Source organism: Ochrobactrum sp. BTU1 (assembly GCA_018798825.1).
GTDB lineage: Bacteria > Pseudomonadota > Alphaproteobacteria > Rhizobiales > Rhizobiaceae > Brucella.
In genome coordinates, this window is sequence record CP076354.1 from 2074356 (window position 1) to 2091558 (window position 17203).

The following is a 17203-nucleotide window of genomic DNA, read 5'->3' on the forward strand; positions in this document are numbered from 1 at the left end:
GCTTTCGCGCTTTTCCGAAAGCCTGCCTAACAAGACAGTTACAGCCGAAAAATGCAAGACCACCATATGAATAACCCGCCCGAGCGCCAACTAAAGTCAACGCAGGACGGGTGTGAAAAAGGCGGCAGGTTATCCCTGCCGCCTTTTCAATTTATCAGAGCGCTTTCTGCAGCTCTGGCAGGATCGTGAAGAGATCACCCACGAGGCCATAATCAGCCACCTGGAAGATCGGTGCTTCTTCGTCCTTGTTGATCGCAACGATCACGCGGCTGTCTTTCATGCCAGCCAGATGCTGGATCGCACCGGAAATACCGACTGCGATGTAAAGTTCCGGTGCAACCACCTTACCGGTCTGACCAACCTGCCAGTCATTTGGAGCGTAGCCCGCATCAACTGCCGCGCGGCTGGCACCAACGGCTGCACCAAGCTTGTCGGCAACCGGCAGGATCACTTCCTCAAACTTCTCCGACGAACCAAGCGCACGACCGCCCGAGATGATGATCTTGGCAGAAGTCAGTTCCGGACGATCGGAATCCGAAAGCTTGTTTTCAACGAAGCTCGAAAGAGCAGGATCAGCAGCCGCATTGATGCTTTCAACCGAAGCCGAACCGCCCTCACCCGTTGCCGAGAAAGAAGCCGTACGAACCGTGATGACCTTCTTGGCATCAGTCGACTGCACGGTCTGGATCGCATTGCCTGCATAGATCGGACGCTTGAAGGTGTCAGCAGACACGACTTCCATGATTTCCGACAGCTGCATCACATCAAGAAGTGCTGCAACGCGCGGCAGCACGTTCTTGGCCGAAGTGGTGGCTGGTGCAATGATCGTGTCGTAGTTTCCTGCGAGTTCAACGATGGCTGCAGCCAGTGGCTCGGCCAGACGGTTTTCCAGCGCATCGCTTTCAGCCAACAGAACTTTGCGAACGCCAGAAAGCTTGGCGGCTGCATCGGCGGCTGCTTTCGCGCCCTTGCCAGCAACCAGAATATCGACATCGCCACCGATCTGGGCAGCAGCAGTCAGAGCCTTTGCAGTCTGATCGGAAAGGCTTGCATTGTCATGTTCGGCAATAAGAAGAATAGCCATGTGTTTGTCCCTTCCGATCTCTTACAATACGCCGTCGGCTTTAAGCTTCTCGACCAGCTCGGAAACCGAACCAACCTTCACGCCAGCCTTGCGGCCACCCGGCTCTTCGGTCTTCAGAACCTTGAGGCGCGACGCAATATCAGCACCGAAATCGGCAGGCGACTTCTCATCAAGCGGCTTCTTCTTGGCCTTCATGATGTTTGGCAGCGATGCATAACGCGGCTGGTTCAAGCGAAGATCAACCGTGACAATGGCTGGAAGCTTCACATCAATGGTCTGAAGACCACCATCGACTTCGCGCGTTACCTTGGCCGAACCGTCACCCAGTTCAACCTTCGAGGCGAATGTTGCCTGGCTCCAGTTGAGCAGTGCCGAAAGCATCTGGCCGGTCTGGTTGCTATCGTCGTCAATCGCCTGCTTGCCGAGGAACACGAGGTCCGGCTGTTCAGCATCGACCACGCCCTTCAAAACCTTGGCAACACCAAGCGGCTCGACGGTTTCGTCAGTCTTCACGAGGATTGCGCGGTCCGCACCCATGGCAAGTGCGGTGCGCAACGTTTCCTGCGCCTGTGCCGGACCGACCGAAACCACGACGATTTCCGTGACCTTGCCTGCTTCCTTCAAACGGATCGCTTCTTCAACCGCGATCTCGTCAAAAGGGTTCATCGACATCTTGACGTTTGCAAGCTCAACGCCCGAACCATCTCCCTTAACACGGATCTTTACGTTGTAATCTACAACCCGCTTTACTGCGACAAGGACTTTCATCCGCGATTACCTCTTCAATGACTTTTGCGACACGACTATGCCGCCGTGAATCTTTGCCCGCATGTCAGAATCCGACATGAAAACGTTGCTGACAGAAACGCCGTTAAAACCGGCACTTCCCCGCAACATCAGGAACCGGCACGAAACCTAAAGACGGTTGACGTGCGCGTCAATCGCGGATGGCCGGCAATATCGATTTAAATGAATATATTCTGACAGATAGTCATTCCTATTTCGCACTAACACGCATCGAGCCCTATCTCATCCACGCAATGTTCTTTGATGCCTTTCCTTCACCCATGTCTCCTCGCATTTTCGTGGCGTTTACAAGCCCGGTCTCATGCGTTAGGAGAGCCGCGTAAACATCCGGTCGCAGCCTACCCGGTCAAAACAAGGACTCAAACTATGAAGACGCTTGTCATCTGCTCCGGCGGATTGGACTCCGTTTCGCTCGCGCATAAAATCGCGACGGAACAACAGCTCACTGGCCTGATCTCTTTTGATTATGGCCAAAGGCACAAAAAGGAATTGAGCTTCGCGGAAGCCTGTGCAAAGCGGCTCAATGTCCCACATCAGATCATCGATATCCGCCCCATTGGCGCCAATCTGACCGGCTCGGCTCTGACAGATGATGTCGATGTTCCCGATGGTCATTATGCCGAGGAAACGATGAAAATCACCGTCGTTCCCAACCGTAACGCCATCATGCTGGCCATCGCCTTTGGCGTCGCAGCAGCCCAGAAGGCCGATGCCGTGGCGCTTGCCGTTCACGGTGGCGACCACTTCATCTACCCCGATTGTCGTCCCGGCTTTATCGACGCTTTCCAGACCATGCAGAACCATGCGCTGGAAGGATATGCCGATATTCAGGTGCTTGCGCCCTATGTGCACAAGTCAAAAAGCGACATCGTTTCGGACGGTGTAAAATACAAGGCACCGTTTGAAGCAACATGGTCCTGCTACAAGGGCGGCGAACATCATTGCGGGCGTTGCGGCACCTGTGTCGAACGTCGCGAGGCTTTCCATCTGGCGGGCGTCACAGATCCTACCCACTATGAGGATGCAGATTTCTGGCGTGCCGCACTCGAGAAAAGGAGCGCCTGATGTTTCGTATCACCAAGGAATTCCATTTCTCCGCTTCTCATCAGCTGACAGAATTACCCGCCGATCATCAATGTGCGCGGCTGCACGGGCACAATTACATCGTTGAAGTTGAACTGTCTTCAGCCGATCTCAATGAGCATGGCTTCGTGCGTGATTATCACGAGCTGGCGCCACTCAAGCGCTATATCGATGATGAGCTCGATCACCGCCATCTCAATGATGTGCTCGGGCATAATTGCGTGACGGCAGAGTTTCTGGCGCGCCATCTTTATGAGTGGTGCCAGACACGCTGGCAGGAAGTCACAGCGGTAAGGGTCAGCGAAACGCCAAAGACATGGGCGGAGTATCGTCCCGAGAGCCGATCATGAAAACAAGCTCCGAAATCCGCATCAGCGAGATTTTCGGTCCTACCATTCAAGGCGAAGGCGTGTTGAGCGGCGAGCCGACTGTTTTCGTGCGCACGGGCGGCTGCGACTACCGCTGCGCATGGTGTGACAGTCTCCATGCTGTTGAAAGCCGCTTTCGCCATGACTGGAAACCGATGAGCGTTGATGCCATCTGGCATGAAGTGACGATACTTTCTGGAAAAAAGCCAATAACAGTGTCACTTTCTGGCGGAAATCCAGCAATTCAGCCTTTGGGACCACTGATCGATCATGGTCACACGCAAGGTTATCGCTTTGCACTGGAAACACAGGGGTCGGTGGCAAAGGACTGGTTTTCCAGGCTCGATACGCTTGTTCTGAGTCCAAAACCGCCCTCAAGCGGCATGGATACGGACTGGAACGCGCTTGCTGCATCCATCGATGCTGCGGGACCGGCACCAAAGACAGTGCTGAAATTCGTGGTCTTCGATGATGCGGATTATGCCTTTGCAAAGGCAGCGTCAGCACGTCATCCGCATTTGGCCGTCTACCTCCAGCCCGGCAATCACACACCGCCACCGCCCGAAGATGACGATGCCCGCATCGACATGGACGGCATCATGAGCCGCATGGAATGGCTGATCGACAAGGTGATGGCAGATCGCTGGTTTGAGGCCCACGTTCTGCCCCAGCTTCATGTGCTGATCTGGGGCAATAAGCGTGGTGTCTGAAACCATCCGCGACGCGCATTGTCGTCAGGCCGTGGCGAAAATGGTGATCTGTTGAGCATCGGAGCGGAGCTTACTTGAAGTAAGTGAGCACCGAAGCGCAAACAGAACGCCATTTGCAGACCGGCATCACGGCAATGCCTATCTATTTTGGCCCGGCACCCAAAGAACATCCCTTGCGCCGTTTTCATTGACGGCGCGGGCAGCGACGAACAGGAAATCGGAGAGGCGGTTGATATATTGCAGCGCTTCCTCTGAAACCACTTCGCCTTCAGTCTTTGCAAGCTGTACCATCAACCGTTCCGCACGACGCGACACGGTGCGTGCCAGATGCAGCGCAGCAGAAGCAGCAGAACCGCCCGGCAGAATGAACGAGCGCAGCGGCGGAATATCAGCATTCAGATAGTCAATGTCGGATTCAAGCCGTGTAACCTGCGAGGCAACAATACGCAGCGGCTCATAGGAAAGCGGTTCACCGTCATCGGGCGTTGAAAGATCGGCACCAAGATCGAACAGATCATTCTGGATGCGCATGAGCATAACATCGATATGCATATAATCAGCAGCCTCCGTATGCAGTCGAACCAGACCAATACAGGCATTGGTTTCGTCGACCGTACCGTAAGCTTCCACACGCAAATCAGATTTCAGCCTGCGCGGACCCGAGGTCAGGCCAGTGGTGCCATCATCACCCGTACGAGTATAAATCTTGTTGAGCTTGACCATGGTTACTGTCCACTCTTCTGGCGCGCAAAATAAATGGCAGCCACGATCAGAACCACAGCGATAAACTGCAGAAAGACACGCAGCTGCATCATCTTGTTGGAGAAGTTGCCATCACCACCGCGCATCATATTGCGCAGGCCGATAATCAGCACAATCGCCACGGCGAACATGGCCACCATGGCCGCAGCTTTGAACAGAAAGTCCATTTAGTTCTCTCCCATAATCCGCCGTACTTTTTTAATTCAAGACTGGTCGGACAGCATTCGGTAAAGCCAGCGTGACGGCATTAGGCGTCGTGCAAGAATACCCAGTTTAGCCGGTCGCGTAACCGCATAATGCGGACGCGGCTTAGGCGCCTCCAATGCATGCACAAGTACCGCGTAAACCGCTTCGGGGCCAAGCTTGTTTTTTGATTTTGTACCACCGCTTTCAAGCTTTGCCATCTGTCGCTGATATAACTCGCGATGAACGGAATGCTCGAGATCGATATTGGCGCGCGCATGCATGGCCGCATTATAGGTGAACTGCGAGGCAATCGGTCCCGGCTCTATCATGGACACCTCAATGCCGGAGCCTTCCAACTCCATGCGTTGAGCCATCATCAGCCCTTCCAGCGCGAATTTCGAGGCAACATATGCACCGCGCCATTTCATCGGCACAAGCCCGAGGATTGATGAACAGTGCACAATCCGACCCTGCCCCTGCGCACGCATTACCGGAATGATGCGGCGTGTCAGATCGTGCCAGCCGAAGAAGTTGGCCTCGAACTGCGCACGCAGTGCTTCAACGGGAAGATCCTCAATGGCGCCGGGCTGTGCGTAGGCGCCATTATTGAACAGCGCGTCCAGCCTGCCATCCGTTGCACGCAAGACTTCGTCGACCAGCGCTTCGATCGACTGCGGTTCGGTATAATCGAGATAAAAAGCCTCAATGCCTTTGGCTTTGAGTGCTGCGATATCCTGATCTTTCCGCGCGGTGGCAAACACACGCCAGCCAGCCTGATGCAAGGCGCTCGCGCAATAGGCCCCGATGCCGGAAGAACACCCCGTTATCAGGATGCTGTGCTTTGCATTTTGTGAGACCATGGCTTGTTTCCTAAGGCAGGATTTTGGCCAGAGTGCTTGATTCGCAAAAGGTTTAACACAGCCCACCCCTTGCATTTCCGAATTCGATACTAGATTTAAGGCCTTGAATTCAAATAACTGAACTGAGAGGGACAAATCTGCGGATGCGAAAAGTAAGGCGTTTTCTCCGTCAGATCACCTTCGATGTTTATGGGCATTTCAGTAGTGACGATGGCTGGGCATTTGCCTCGCACATTGCTCTGTCCGGGCTGATGGCGCTGTTCCCGTTCCTGATCTTTGCAACGTCACTCGCCAGCTTTCTCGGCACCAAGGAATTTGCCAATAATGCGGTGCATGTCATTTTCGACATGTGGCCGTCGAATATTGCAGGCCCGATCGCCAATGAAGTGATGAACGTTCTGACCGTTCAGCGCAGCGGACTTCTGACATTGAGTGTGATCGCTGCTGCCTATTTTGCCTCCAATGGTGTGGAAGCACTGCGCATGTCGCTCAACCGCGCCTATCGCGTGACCGACCAGCGCTCAATCATTTTCTGCCGTCTGCAAAGCTTGGGCTTCGTGCTTATTGGCACAATCAGCCTGATGGCAATCAGCTTTCTGCTGGTTCTTGCACCGCTTGCCGTGCGTTTGGCAGAGCAATGGTTTCCAGACATCGCACCATTTACAGGTACAATCGCCATCTGGCGCTATACGATTGCGGTGATCGTTCTGGTGCTTGCGCTTTTCATCGTGCATATCTGGCTGCCTGCAGGAAAACGGCGCTTGAGCGACATTCTCCCCGGCATCGGCATCACGCTGGTTGCTTGGCTGGCCGCTGCAACAGCCTTTGCAAAATATCTCGAAACTTTTGCAAATTACGTCACCACCTATGCAGGCCTTGCTTCGATCATGGTGGCAATCGTATTTCTCTATATGCTTTCGGCAATCTTCATCATCGGAGCGGAAATCAACGCGGCGATCATGAACTTCCGCAAGCGCGAGCAGCAGCCCGAACTCAATATAGAATAGCTATTTGCGGAGGGTTGTGAGTGCGACACCGAGCGTTGTCACCACCATGCCCGCGATCTGAATCGGGCCAAGCGTTTCACCGAAAATCAGATAGGCCATGACAGCCGCCGTCCCCGGCACCAGATAGAAAAGCGATGCAACTTTTGACATCGCTCCTTCCCGGATCATCACCAGCAGTGCCAAAATAGCACCGATGGAAATCGCCAGTGTCAGCCAGACCAGCGCAAAGATGAGCTGAGGCGACCAGATCATAACGCGGGTTTCAAAAGTGAAAGCACAGATCGCGGTAAGCGCGGCTGCTGCGATATATTGCACCGCCGTCCCGGTTTTAAGATCCGCTGCGATACCAAAACGCTTCTGCCACACCGTACCCGTGCTGATCGCAAGAACCGCCACAAGTGCTGCTGCCAGGCTTTGCGGATCGACACCGCTATGGCCTGAAAATTTCGGCCACACCACCATAGCAACACCAAGAAAGCCGATAAGCAGCCCCAGCCATTGCCGGCCGCTGGCCCGCTCGCCTAAAAGAAGCGCTGCAATTAGAGTGGTCAACATTGGCTGAAGACCAGCGACAAGCCCCGACATGCCTGCTGGTAGGCCATGATGCACGGCCCAGAAAAGTGCAGAGAGATAAACACCATGGATCAGGCAGCCTGCGATGGCTGCATGCATCAGCACTTTGCCCCTCGGCCAGACACTATGGCTGGCCAAAGCCCAAATGATCATAATGAGAGCTGCAATGGAGAACCGCACCGCCATAAAGCTGAATGGTTCTGCATAGGGCATAGAAAGCCCAGCCCCGATGAAGCCGGTGGCCCAGAGCAGAACAAACATGAGGGGGAAAAAGCGGGTAGCCATGATCAGAAACTCTTTTCTTTGGCGCCTGCTCTAATCCGGTTCTGAGAATTGCGCTATCGCATAAATCTGATTGCTGCGATCAATTTGCCAAATGCCTCGCTTCTGCCTATGAAACGGCATGGACATTCAGAACGACACAATCCGCATTTTTGTTGATGCCGACGCTTGCCCGGTAAAGGCGGAAGTCTACCGCGTTGCTGAACGTCACGGCTTGGCCGTTGTGCTCGTGGCCAACAGCTATATTGCCATCCCGCGCGATGCAGAACGCGTCGAACGTGTCATTGTGTCCGACAAGCTTGATGCGGCTGACGATTGGATCGCTGAAAATTCCCGCCCCGGCATTGTCGTCATCACCGCGGATATACCGCTGGCAAGCCGCTCAATTGAAGTGGGCGCATCGGTTATCGCACCCAATGGCAAAGTTCACACGCCCAGCACGATCGGCAACACACTCGCAACGCGCAATCTGATGGATTCGCTGCGTTCGGCAGGCGAAACAACGCGAGGACCAGCGCCATTTTCGCCAAAAGACCGCTCAGCATTTCTGTCCGCCCTCGAACTGGCGATCGTCCAGTTGAAACGCTCCGGCTTTAAATCAGCTTGATCGGATCGAGGCTGTCGCAATACCCGCACCGATCAACATCGTTCCGCCTGCCCGATTGAAGATGCGAAGGGCGCGCTCATTGGCAAAGAAGCGACGGGCGCGCGTAGCAATCAGCGCATAAGCAAAGGCATTGAGAAATGCCAGCACAAGGAACGTGGTTTCAAAGACCAGCATCTGCGTCATGAAATCACGATGCGGGCTCAAGAACTGCGGCAGGAAAGCGACGAAAAACGTAATGCTTTTGGGGTTTAGCGCTGTCACCAGCCAAGCATGAAGCAGCATCCGCACTGGCTTAACCTCATCGTGCCGCGCCTTGGCGTCCATTGTGCCACCGGCACGAAACAACTTGATACCCAACCAGATGAGATAGGCAGCACCAACCCACTTAACCGCAGTGAATACCGTCGCTGACGCGGCGAGAAGCGCACCGACACCCAGCATGGAAAGCGTCATGGCGGTAAAATCACCAAGTGCCACGCCAATTGCCATGGGGAGAGCAGCTTTCCAGCCCTGCCCGAGCGCATAGGATACCACCAGCAAAACCGTTGGTCCCGGAATAATCAGAAGCACAATGGATGCGGCAGAAAATGCCAGCCAGACTTCAATGCTCATGGGTAACTTCCTCTCTCGAGAAGAGGAAGCCACCGAACGGTATAATTGTCTATCTAAAGTTTTTGCGCAGCTTCAATCAGCTTGATCGCATCCGGACTATCCCATGGAGCCGGACCATTCATTGACGCAATCTGGCAGCCATCCTTGTCGACCAGTAATGTCACAGGCAGGCCAAAAGCCAGATTCTTGCGCTTTAATTCATTGAAGCTCGACATGGTGGCATCGCGATTGAGGCTCAGACTCTTAATGCCGATCTCTTCGAGAAACTTTTTAGGCTTCTCGTCCGATCCAGTATCGATATTGATCGCGACGACATCAAAATCGCTTCCGCCTTTCTCAGCCTGAAGATTATCAAGCTCGGGCATCTCTTCGCGGCACGGCGCACACCAGGTCGCCCAGAGGTTCACGAGAAGCGTCTTGCCCTTATAATCGCCCAGCGTCATCTGCTTGCCGTCAGGTCCAGTGAAAGCGATATGGGCAACAGAAATCGGCTTTTCAGCAGCCCGCATGGCAGCAACGCTTCCGGTTGCCGCAGCATCAAGGCTCTTGAGACTATCGGCCTTTAGCGCACATTGTGCAGAAGCTTCATCACTTTGCGCAGAAACATTGCTAGTGGGTGCATTGCCAGAAGGCCGTTCCATCACGTATACCGCGCCTATACCGGCGACGACACCGGCAAGTGCAGCAAGAAGGACAATCTTCCGATTGCCTGACTTTGCCTTAACGTTGTCTTCAGCCATAGCGCGTCACTTTCCGTTAGAGCGCCGTGCATCCAATTGGATGCACAAAGGACGCTCTCACTTGTTTAATCTACGCATCGTGCTTTCCAAAATCGATTCCGATTTTTGAGCCGGTGCGGTAGTCTTGCATCCGAGGCATACGAGCATGAGCGAACAAAAATCAAGCAATCAGATGTGGGGCGGCCGTTTTGCCTCAGGGCCCGATGCGATCATGGAAGAGATCAATGCATCGATCGGCTTCGACCGCAAGCTCTATGCGCAGGATATTCAGGGCTCGCTCGCCCATGCTGCCATGCTTGCAAAGACTGGCATCATTGCGGCAGACGATCACAAAAAAATCGAAGACGGCCTGAAAACCATCCTCAAGGAAATCGAGGACGGCAAATTCACCTTCTCGCGCAAGCTTGAAGACATTCACATGAATATCGAAGCACGCCTCGCCGATCTGATTGGCGCCTCTGCAGGACGTCTGCACACGGCCCGTTCGCGCAATGATCAGGTGGCTGTTGATTTCCGCCTTTGGGTCAAGCAGGAAATGCAGAAGACTGCCGTGGCTCTTAAAGGCTTGATCGAGGCTTTCCTTGAGCGCGCAGAAGAACATGCCGCCACCGTCATGCCCGGCTTCACGCATCTACAGACCGCTCAGCCTGTCACCTTTGGTCATCATTGCATGGCCTATGTCGAAATGTTTGGCCGCGATCTGTCTCGTGTACGCGATGCGATTGAACGCATGGACGAATCGCCTTTGGGTGCGGCAGCGCTTGCTGGAACCGGCTTCCCGATTGATCGTCACATGACTGCGACAGCGCTCGGTTTCCGTGAACCAACCCGCAATTCACTCGACAGCGTTTCCGACCGTGACTACGCGCTGGAATTCCTATCGCTCGCAGCCATCTGCGCGGGTCATCTGTCACGCCTTGCCGAAGAAATCGTCATCTGGTCGACGCCGCAGTTCAATTTCGTTCGCCTGTCCGACGCTTTCTCGACCGGCTCGTCGATCATGCCGCAGAAGAAGAACCCGGACGCTGCCGAACTGGTCCGCGCCAAGACCGGCCGTATCAACGGTTCGCTTGTTGCACTTCTCACCATCATGAAGGGGCTTCCGCTCGCCTATTCCAAGGATATGCAGGAAGACAAGGAACAGGTTTTCGACGCTGCCGAGAACCTGGAACTCGCAATTGCCGCCATGTCCGGCATGGTACGTGACCTGACCATCAATGTTGCAAGCATGAAGAAGGCTGCAGGTTCGGGTTATTCGACCGCAACCGATCTGGCTGACTGGCTGGTGCGTGAGCTTGGCCTTCCTTTCCGTGACGCCCACCATGTGACGGGCCGCGCCGTGGCTTTGGCCGAAAGCAAAAAGGTCGATCTTTCCAGGCTTTCGCTGGAAGATCTTCAGTCGATCAATCCGGGTATTACCGATGCGATCTTCGGCTATCTGACGGTTGAAAAGTCGGTCAAGAGCCGCCAGTCTTTTGGCGGAACAGCGCCACAGGAAGTGCGCCGCCAGATCCGTTATTGGAAAAAGCGCATTACAAAGGCGTAAGCTGAGCATCTTAGTGAGATCGCTCTTGAAGGAGTGATTTCACTTTCAGATATTTTGGGTTAGACCTGACCCATAGGACAAATTCCGGGAACCAAAGCTGATGACAGGCCGCTCCGCCATTTCCTCCGTGCTTCTGATCGCCGCTCTTGCAGCCACTCTTGCCGCTTGCGGACGAAAGGGCCCGCTTGAGCCACCACCAGCACAGCTCATCACCAATGAACAGGGTCGCACGGTCGAGAAACCGAAGGAAGACAAGCCCTTCATCCTCGACAAGATTCTGTAATAGCTTATCAAGCAGGGACTGTTTCCCGTGAATCATTTTGAATATCGCGACGGCGTTCTCCACGCCGAAAATGTAAGCCTGCCCGAAATCGCAAAAGAAGTCGGCACACCTTTTTACGTCTATTCGCGCGCCACGATCGAGCGCCATTTCCGCGTCTTCAGCGAAGCCTTTGCGGATATGGAAACGCTGGTAACTTACGCGTTGAAGGCTAATTCGAACCTGGCTGTTCTCAAGACTCTCGCCAAGCTCGGCGCAGGCGCTGACACGGTTTCGGAAGGCGAAATCCGCCGTGCTTTAGCTGCAGGTATTCCGGCCAACAAGATCGTGTTTTCCGGCGTTGGCAAAACCCCGCATGAAATGGATTTTGCGCTGGAAGCAGGCATCTACTGCTTCAACGTCGAATCCGAACCGGAGCTGGAAATTCTTTCCTCCCGCGCAGTCAAGGCGGGCAAGGTTGCATCTGTATCCTTGCGCATCAATCCGGATGTCGATGCCAAGACCCATGCCAAGATTTCAACCGGGAAGTCCGAAAACAAGTTCGGCATTCCACGCGTAAAAGCCCGGCAGGCCTATGCGCGCGCTGCAAGCCTGCCCGGTGTCGATGTTGTCGGCATTGATATGCATATCGGTAGCCAGATCATTGATCTCGAGCCTTTCGACAATGCGTTTGCACTGATGGCGCAGCTGGTTGAGGAATTGCGGGCTGACGGCCACAATATCCGCCACGTCGATGTTGGCGGAGGCTTAGGCATTCCTTATCGTACCGATAACAACCCACCGCCGCTGCCGGTTGCTTATGCGGAAATTGTCGCAAAGCATATCAAGCCGCTTGGCCTCAAAACCGTGTTTGAGCCGGGCCGGCTGATCGTCGGCAATGCCGGTCTTCTAGTAACGGAAGTTATTTTCGTAAAGGAAGGCGACGCCAAGAACTTCATCATCGTTGATGCGGCGATGAACGATCTCATCCGTCCGACCCTTTACGAAGCTTTCCACGACATCAAGCCAGTTTTGGAAACCAAAGATAATGCCCCACGCATTCGCGCCGATTTTGTCGGCCCTGTTTGTGAAACCGGCGACTATCTCGGCCTTGACCGTGAAGTAGCAAAGCCTGCTCCGGGAGATCTGATCGCTGTCTGTACGACGGGCGCCTATGGCGCAGTTCTGTCGAGCACCTACAACAGCCGTCTCTTGATCCCCGAAGTGCTGGTGGATGGTGATCGCTACCACGTCATTCGTCCACGCCGGACCTATGAAGAGCTTCTGGCACTCGATTCTGTACCGGACTGGCTATAAATTAGGGTGAACGCATGTCTCCCAAAAGTGGGAACCGTCTTCGCAGGTAAATCAATTCACTGGACTGATTTCTGGTCCTGCTACGATGGGTAAAAGACATGCGTAAAAACAAACCAGTAAAGCGTGGCGAGCTTTACGCCTCGCCTTTGCCATGATGCGTGTTATTCTATGAAACAACCATAGGCGTTACACGCATCAGAAAGACCCGATGACACAACAGAGAAAAGACAGCAAAGACTTGCCAAACCGCAAGCGCGATGCGTTTTTCCGCCTGTTTTCCGGCGAAGGTGCAGCCCTGCGCCGCCTTCACCTGCAAAGCTTTCTGACGATCAGTTTCGAGCGACTCTGGCCTCTCGTGCTGCCGCTGATTCTATTGATTGCGCTTTTTGCAAGCTTAAGCTGGCTTGGGCTTTTTGCACTGATGCCGCGCTGGCTTCATCTGGGTGTGCTTGGCCTTTTTTCTTTGGCGGCACTTGTCGCGCTCTATCTGCCGTTCCGTTTCCGCCTGCCTGATGAAGATGCCATCACCGCACGCATTGAAGATGTAAACGGCCTGATCCATGAACCCTTGGCCGTGCAAACCGGACAAATGGCGACTGGCAGTAATGATCCTTTTGCAGTCGCTCTCTGGCAGGAACACAAGCGCCGCATGGCCGAGCGCCTGAAAAACCTGCAGTCAGGCGTACCGCGTCCACACATTCCTGAACGTGACCCTTTTGCACTGCGTGCAATCGTGGCTCTGCTGTTCGTGACCGCCTCAGCCTATAGCCTTAGCCCGAACAGCGGGCGCATCGCCGATGCTTTTCATATCCGCGCTGGCAGTGCCACCGCTGTTGCCCGCGTCGATGCCTGGGTAACGCCACCACAATATACGGGCCGCGCACCGGTATTCATCAGCACCAATGCTGATGAAGGCAATGTCGAAAAGCCTATAACCGTGCCGCAGGGCAGCATCGTCAATATTCGCGTAATCGGCGGCGGTTCTGAAAGATTGACAGCAACCGATGCGACCGGACATCGTCGTGAAGTACAGCCTATCGCGCCCAAAGAAGGCGAAGATGCAACGGCTGAACAGCAGACCAATGTCGATGGCAGCCGCAACTTCCGCTACGATCTTCAGCAGGACGAAACCCTGAACCTTTCAGGCAATGATCTCAGCTGGACATTTGCTGTCACACCAGACAATGCGCCGACAATCCGCTTCACCAAAGAGCCGGGCCGCGCCCTCAATGGCACTTTGCAGCTGAGCTATGAGATCAGCGACGATTACGGTGCCACCAAGGCCTATGGTGAAGTCGTACCGCTTGATATTGATCATGAGGAAGAGGAAACCGCTCCTCTTTATGATGCGCCTGAATTACCGCTTGCCCTTCCCCGCCGTGGATCAAAAGAGGCAACGACGTCGAAAGATCTGACCCAGCATCCATGGGCTGGTCAGAAAGTGGCACTGACACTTGTTGCAACAGACGCAGCAGGTAAGTTCGGACGCAGCGAAACAAAAATCATCACGCTACCTGAACGCCCGATCTCCAATCCACTGGCCAAGGCTGTTGCCGAGCAGCGCCGTATTCTGGCGCTTGATGCCACGCAACGCGACCACGTCCGCGACATGCTGTCTGCGTTGATGTTGCGGCCAGAGGAAACGATTAAGAACAACGCCCACTATCTGGGCCTTGTGACGATCCGTACGCGGCTCAAACTCGCGACCAGCGACGACTCCTTGCGAGATACTGCCGATTATATGTGGCAGGTGGCGCTCGGTATTGAAGACGGCAATCTGTCCGCAGCAGAACGGCGTTTGCGTCAAGCGCAGGAAGCTCTGCGTAACGCCTTGCAGAATGGTGCTTCTCAGGAAGAAATCGAAAAGCTGACAGCGGAATTGCGCGAAGCGATGCAGCAGTTCCTGCGTGAATTCGCCCAGCGTCAGCAGCAGAACCCGAATGCCCGTAATCAGCCGATGGACCCGAATGCACGCATGCTGACCGACAAGGATTTGCAGCGCATGATGGACCAAATTGAAAATCTGGCTCGTCAGGGTTCGCGTGATCAGGCTGAACAGCTTCTGTCGCAGCTACAAGACCTGATGAACAATCTGCAGATGGCGCAACAGGCGCAGCCCGGCCAGCAGGGACAAGGTCAGGGCCAGGCCAACCAGATGCAGCAGCAGATGAACAAGCTGGGCGATCTGATGCGCCGCCAGCAACAGATGATGAACGAGACCTTCAAACTCGATCAGCAGATGCAGCAACAGCAATATGGCAGCGGCGAAGGCGAATATGGAGACGACCAGCTTCCAGGCGATAACGGCCCTATGGGACAGGGCGAATCGCAACAGGGGCAAGGTCAGAGTGGCCAGTCCGGCGATACGCCTTCAGATCTGGCGGAAGCCATGCGCAAGCTGCAACAGCAGCAGCAAGCGCTTCAAGACGAACTGAAGAAGTTCAATGAAGACCTCAAGGGCATGGGCATTGATCCCAATCAGGATTTCTCCGACGCCGGAAAATCAATGGGCAATGCAGCCGATGCGCTTGGTCGCAATGAAGGCTCGGAAGCAGGCGATCAGCAAGGCAGTGCTTTGGAAGCCCTTCGCCGCGGTGGCCGCGATATGATGCAGAAGATGCAGCAGGCCATGGGACAGGATGGTCAGGGGCAGAGTGGACGAAATGGTCAAAATGGCCGTGATCCGCTCGGTCGCCAGCAAGGCAACAACGGTCCGTCTGACGGCGATGGTGTCAAGATACCGGGAGAGATCGATATTCAGCGCGCCCGCGAGATTCTCGATGAAATCCGCCGCAAGCTTGGCGATGCGCTGACCCCGCAGATGGAGAAGGAATATCTCCAGCGGCTGTTGCAGTTCGATTGATACAAACAGCCGCTAAAAACCAGTTTCTACTCTTTTACATGGCCCACAAAAGGCAACTGCCGGAACGAATGGCCGACATCCATGCCGTAACCGACGACGAAATAGTCAGGGCATTCGAAAGCGACGAAATCGGCATCCAGATCAACCTTGCGACGCACGCTCTTGTCGAGAAGCACAGCAATGCTGACGCTGCGAGCTCCACGCTCAATCATCAGCTCACGCACAAATTTGAGCGTCTTGCCTGATTCGAGAATGTCATCGATCAGAAGAACGTCGCGGTCTTTTACATCGCTTTCGATATCGCGCAGCAGACGCACTTCCGTACTGGTCGTACCCTTGCCATAGCTGGAAACGGTGATGAATTCGACATCCGGCTCAACACCTGCATCATGCATTGCACGAATAAGATCGGCTGCGAAAATAAACGAGCCTTTGAGGATGGATATCGTCAGCAGATTATGAAAATCGCGTCCGGCAATCTCTTTTGCCAGCGCGAGATTACGCGCAGCGATTTCCTCTGGGCTGAAAAGCACATCAATGGTTTTGCCGCCGACCTGAGGCATCTGCTGCGTCTCCTGATTTATAAGCGTAACTAAGCTTTGAAAGGCACGCTCTATATCATGGTTTCAGAAAAATGCACCCTTTTGCATTGCACGACTTCGCGAACAATTGGACGAAGCATAATCATTTGCCATTTCATTGATTTGATATAGCGTGCCTGCCATGCATCCGGACATTATCGAACTGCGTTCCTTTTACGAAACCACCCTTGGCCATCTCGCCGAGCGATCCATTCGCATGGCGCTTTCGGGTCTTTGGGCGCGTGTACCAGGCGAGCGCTTGGTGGGGCTTGGCTATAGCCTCCCCTATCTCGACCGCTTCAGTGCAGATACCGAGCGAAGCTTTGCTTTTATGCCTGCCGGACAAGGTGCCGTTGCATGGCCTTCATCGGGCAAATCAAGCACCGCACTCGTCTTCGACGAAGAACTGCCTTTGCCTGATTCTTCCATCGACCGGGTGCTGATGGTTCATGCGCTGGAATATGCCGAAAACGCTTCGGAAACGCTGAAAGAAATGTGGCGTGTACTCGCCCCCAACGGACGGCTCGTCATCGTGGTGCCGAACCGGCGCGGCGTATGGGCACGTCTCGACCGCACACCATTCGGCAGTGGTCGCCCTTATAGCCGCACACAGTTAACCGCCCTGCTGCGCGAGGCCAATTTCAGCGTCAACACAATCAGCAATGCGCTGCATTTCCCACCCGTGAAACGCCGATGGATGATGCGTCCATGCATGGCCATTGAAGGTATTGGCCGCAAACTCTGGCCGCTATTTTCCGGTGTTCTGGTCGTCGAAGCGCAGAAACGCCTTTATCAAGGCCTGCCAGTCGCACAACGCTCGTCTCGCCGTGTCTTCGTGCCTGTTCTGGCGCCGCAAGGAACACCGGTCAGCGGTTTGAGAAAAACCGCATCGAAAGAAACCAAAAAATAGCGCTGCAGCCTTTCACAGTAAGGTTTTTCTCGACTTGAACGCGGCA

At 54.4% G+C, this 17203-nt stretch carries 19 protein-coding genes; 10 read left to right on the plus strand and 9 right to left on the minus strand.

Annotated elements, in window-relative coordinates:
* Positions 1 to 154: 154 nt before the first annotated feature.
* A complete protein-coding gene (locus KMS41_10010) occupies positions 155 to 1084 on the minus strand; it encodes an electron transfer flavoprotein subunit alpha/FixB family protein (GenBank protein ID QWK77408.1) in 930 nt (309 codons plus the stop codon).
* A gap of 21 nt (positions 1085 to 1105) precedes the next feature.
* Positions 1106 to 1852: an electron transfer flavoprotein subunit beta/FixA family protein gene (locus tag KMS41_10015; protein QWK77409.1), complete on the minus strand. Its 747-nt coding sequence runs from the start codon at positions 1850 to 1852 to the stop codon at positions 1106 to 1108.
* Positions 1853 to 2257: 405 nt separating this feature from the next.
* On the opposite strand from KMS41_10015, the gene queC reads away from it, so the two are divergent.
* The 3 genes from queC to queE are packed head-to-tail and all read left to right on the plus strand — an operon-like array spanning position 2258 to position 4052.
* Positions 2258 to 2956 carry a 7-cyano-7-deazaguanine synthase QueC gene (queC, locus tag KMS41_10020; protein ID QWK77410.1) on the plus strand — a complete coding sequence of 233 codons (699 nt, stop codon included), beginning with the start codon at positions 2258 to 2260 and terminating at the stop codon, positions 2954 to 2956.
* Positions 2956 to 3324, plus strand: a complete 369-nt coding sequence (gene queD / locus KMS41_10025) for a 6-carboxytetrahydropterin synthase QueD (protein ID QWK77411.1) — start codon at positions 2956 to 2958, stop codon at positions 3322 to 3324. Before queC ends, queD begins: the two co-directional genes overlap by 1 nt.
* Entirely contained in the window at positions 3291 to 4052 is a 762-nt protein-coding gene (gene queE, locus KMS41_10030) for a 7-carboxy-7-deazaguanine synthase QueE (protein QWK77412.1), read from the plus strand. Before queD ends, queE begins: the two co-directional genes overlap by 34 nt.
* Positions 4053 to 4190: 138 nt before the next feature.
* Here the strand turns inward: queE and KMS41_10035 are convergent, their stop codons facing one another.
* From KMS41_10035 to KMS41_10045, 3 genes are read right to left on the minus strand one after another with little or no spacing between them, the layout of a single operon-like run.
* The gene (locus tag KMS41_10035) at positions 4191 to 4775 is read right to left on the minus strand and encodes a cob(I)yrinic acid a,c-diamide adenosyltransferase (GenBank protein QWK77413.1); all 585 of its coding nucleotides are present in this window, start codon (positions 4773 to 4775) and stop codon (positions 4191 to 4193) included.
* Between the two features lie 2 nt (positions 4776 to 4777).
* Positions 4778 to 4981, minus strand: coding sequence for a twin transmembrane helix small protein (locus KMS41_10040; protein ID QWK77414.1), 204 nt, complete (start codon positions 4979 to 4981; stop codon positions 4778 to 4780).
* A gap of 36 nt (positions 4982 to 5017) precedes the next feature.
* Positions 5018 to 5860 (minus strand): SDR family oxidoreductase, encoded by an 843-nt coding sequence (locus tag KMS41_10045; protein ID QWK77415.1) that lies wholly within the window; start codon positions 5858 to 5860, stop codon positions 5018 to 5020.
* A gap of 143 nt (positions 5861 to 6003) precedes the next feature.
* On the opposite strand from KMS41_10045, the gene KMS41_10050 reads away from it, so the two are divergent.
* Positions 6004 to 6867 carry a YihY/virulence factor BrkB family protein gene (locus tag KMS41_10050; GenBank protein ID QWK77416.1) on the plus strand — a complete coding sequence of 288 codons (864 nt, stop codon included), beginning with the start codon at positions 6004 to 6006 and terminating at the stop codon, positions 6865 to 6867.
* Here KMS41_10050 and KMS41_10055 read toward each other — a convergent pair whose 3' ends face one another.
* Positions 6868 to 7725 carry a DMT family transporter gene (locus tag KMS41_10055; GenBank protein ID QWK77417.1) on the minus strand — a complete coding sequence of 286 codons (858 nt, stop codon included), beginning with the start codon at positions 7723 to 7725 and terminating at the stop codon, positions 6868 to 6870.
* A 118-nt stretch (positions 7726 to 7843) separates the two neighbouring features.
* Here KMS41_10055 and KMS41_10060 point away from each other — a divergent pair, with 118 nt between their 5' ends.
* Positions 7844 to 8329 (plus strand): YaiI/YqxD family protein, encoded by a 486-nt coding sequence (locus KMS41_10060; protein QWK77418.1) that lies wholly within the window; start codon positions 7844 to 7846, stop codon positions 8327 to 8329.
* On the opposite strand, the gene KMS41_10065 is transcribed toward KMS41_10060, so the two are convergent.
* On the minus strand, positions 8321 to 8941 hold the full coding sequence (locus KMS41_10065; GenBank protein QWK77419.1) for a LysE family translocator: 621 nt from the start codon (positions 8939 to 8941) through the stop codon (positions 8321 to 8323). The two genes, KMS41_10060 and KMS41_10065, sit on opposite strands and share 9 nt — an antisense overlap.
* Before the next feature lie 53 nt (positions 8942 to 8994).
* Entirely contained in the window at positions 8995 to 9681 is a 687-nt protein-coding gene (locus KMS41_10070; GenBank protein QWK77420.1) for a TlpA family protein disulfide reductase, read from the minus strand.
* Positions 9682 to 9826: 145 nt separating this feature from the next.
* Here KMS41_10070 and argH point away from each other — a divergent pair, with 145 nt between their 5' ends.
* From argH to KMS41_10090, 4 genes are all read left to right on the plus strand, one after another.
* Entirely contained in the window at positions 9827 to 11227 is a 1401-nt protein-coding gene (gene argH / locus KMS41_10075) for an argininosuccinate lyase (GenBank protein QWK77421.1), read from the plus strand.
* A gap of 100 nt (positions 11228 to 11327) precedes the next feature.
* Positions 11328 to 11510 (plus strand): lipoprotein, encoded by a 183-nt coding sequence (locus KMS41_10080; GenBank protein ID QWK77422.1) that lies wholly within the window; start codon positions 11328 to 11330, stop codon positions 11508 to 11510.
* A gap of 27 nt (positions 11511 to 11537) precedes the next feature.
* A complete protein-coding gene (lysA, locus tag KMS41_10085; GenBank protein ID QWK77423.1) occupies positions 11538 to 12803 on the plus strand; it encodes a diaminopimelate decarboxylase in 1266 nt (421 codons plus the stop codon).
* A gap of 208 nt (positions 12804 to 13011) precedes the next feature.
* The gene (locus KMS41_10090; protein QWK77424.1) at positions 13012 to 15666 is read left to right on the plus strand and encodes a TIGR02302 family protein; all 2655 of its coding nucleotides are present in this window, start codon (positions 13012 to 13014) and stop codon (positions 15664 to 15666) included.
* Positions 15667 to 15692: 26 nt separating this feature from the next.
* On the opposite strand, the gene hpt is transcribed toward KMS41_10090, so the two are convergent.
* Complete coding sequence (hpt, locus tag KMS41_10095) at positions 15693 to 16229, minus strand: hypoxanthine phosphoribosyltransferase (GenBank protein QWK77425.1); 537 nt, start codon at positions 16227 to 16229, stop codon at positions 15693 to 15695.
* Positions 16230 to 16389: 160 nt separating this feature from the next.
* Between hpt and KMS41_10100 the strand changes: the two genes are divergently transcribed.
* The gene (locus KMS41_10100; protein QWK77426.1) at positions 16390 to 17157 is read left to right on the plus strand and encodes a methyltransferase domain-containing protein; all 768 of its coding nucleotides are present in this window, start codon (positions 16390 to 16392) and stop codon (positions 17155 to 17157) included.
* The last annotated feature ends 46 nt before the right edge of the window (positions 17158 to 17203 follow it).

Excerpts from the sequence above, each read along its gene's own strand:
- KMS41_10010 (QWK77408.1), bottom strand. The coding sequence starts at position 1,084 with ATGGCTATTCTTCTTATTGCCGAACATGACAATGCAAGCCTTTCCGAT.
- KMS41_10015 (QWK77409.1), bottom strand. The coding sequence starts at position 1,852 with ATGAAAGTCCTTGTCGCAGTAAAGCGGGTTGTAGATTACAACGTAAAG.
- queC (QWK77410.1), top strand. The coding sequence starts at position 2,258 with ATGAAGACGCTTGTCATCTGCTCCGGCGGATTGGACTCCGTTTCGCTC.
- queD (QWK77411.1), top strand. The coding sequence starts at position 2,956 with ATGTTTCGTATCACCAAGGAATTCCATTTCTCCGCTTCTCATCAGCTG.
- queE (QWK77412.1), top strand. The coding sequence starts at position 3,291 with ATGGGCGGAGTATCGTCCCGAGAGCCGATCATGAAAACAAGCTCCGAA.
- KMS41_10035 (QWK77413.1), bottom strand. The coding sequence starts at position 4,775 with ATGGTCAAGCTCAACAAGATTTATACTCGTACGGGTGATGATGGCACC.
- KMS41_10040 (QWK77414.1), bottom strand. The coding sequence starts at position 4,981 with ATGGACTTTCTGTTCAAAGCTGCGGCCATGGTGGCCATGTTCGCCGTG.
- KMS41_10045 (QWK77415.1), bottom strand. The coding sequence starts at position 5,860 with ATGGTCTCACAAAATGCAAAGCACAGCATCCTGATAACGGGGTGTTCT.
- KMS41_10050 (QWK77416.1), top strand. The coding sequence starts at position 6,004 with ATGCGAAAAGTAAGGCGTTTTCTCCGTCAGATCACCTTCGATGTTTAT.
- KMS41_10055 (QWK77417.1), bottom strand. The coding sequence starts at position 7,725 with ATGGCTACCCGCTTTTTCCCCCTCATGTTTGTTCTGCTCTGGGCCACC.
- KMS41_10060 (QWK77418.1), top strand. The coding sequence starts at position 7,844 with ATGGACATTCAGAACGACACAATCCGCATTTTTGTTGATGCCGACGCT.
- KMS41_10065 (QWK77419.1), bottom strand. The coding sequence starts at position 8,941 with ATGAGCATTGAAGTCTGGCTGGCATTTTCTGCCGCATCCATTGTGCTT.
- KMS41_10070 (QWK77420.1), bottom strand. The coding sequence starts at position 9,681 with ATGGCTGAAGACAACGTTAAGGCAAAGTCAGGCAATCGGAAGATTGTC.
- argH (QWK77421.1), top strand. The coding sequence starts at position 9,827 with ATGAGCGAACAAAAATCAAGCAATCAGATGTGGGGCGGCCGTTTTGCC.
- KMS41_10080 (QWK77422.1), top strand. The coding sequence starts at position 11,328 with ATGACAGGCCGCTCCGCCATTTCCTCCGTGCTTCTGATCGCCGCTCTT.
- KMS41_10090 (QWK77424.1), top strand. The coding sequence starts at position 13,012 with ATGACACAACAGAGAAAAGACAGCAAAGACTTGCCAAACCGCAAGCGC.
- hpt (QWK77425.1), bottom strand. The coding sequence starts at position 16,229 with ATGCCTCAGGTCGGCGGCAAAACCATTGATGTGCTTTTCAGCCCAGAG.
- KMS41_10100 (QWK77426.1), top strand. The coding sequence starts at position 16,390 with ATGCATCCGGACATTATCGAACTGCGTTCCTTTTACGAAACCACCCTT.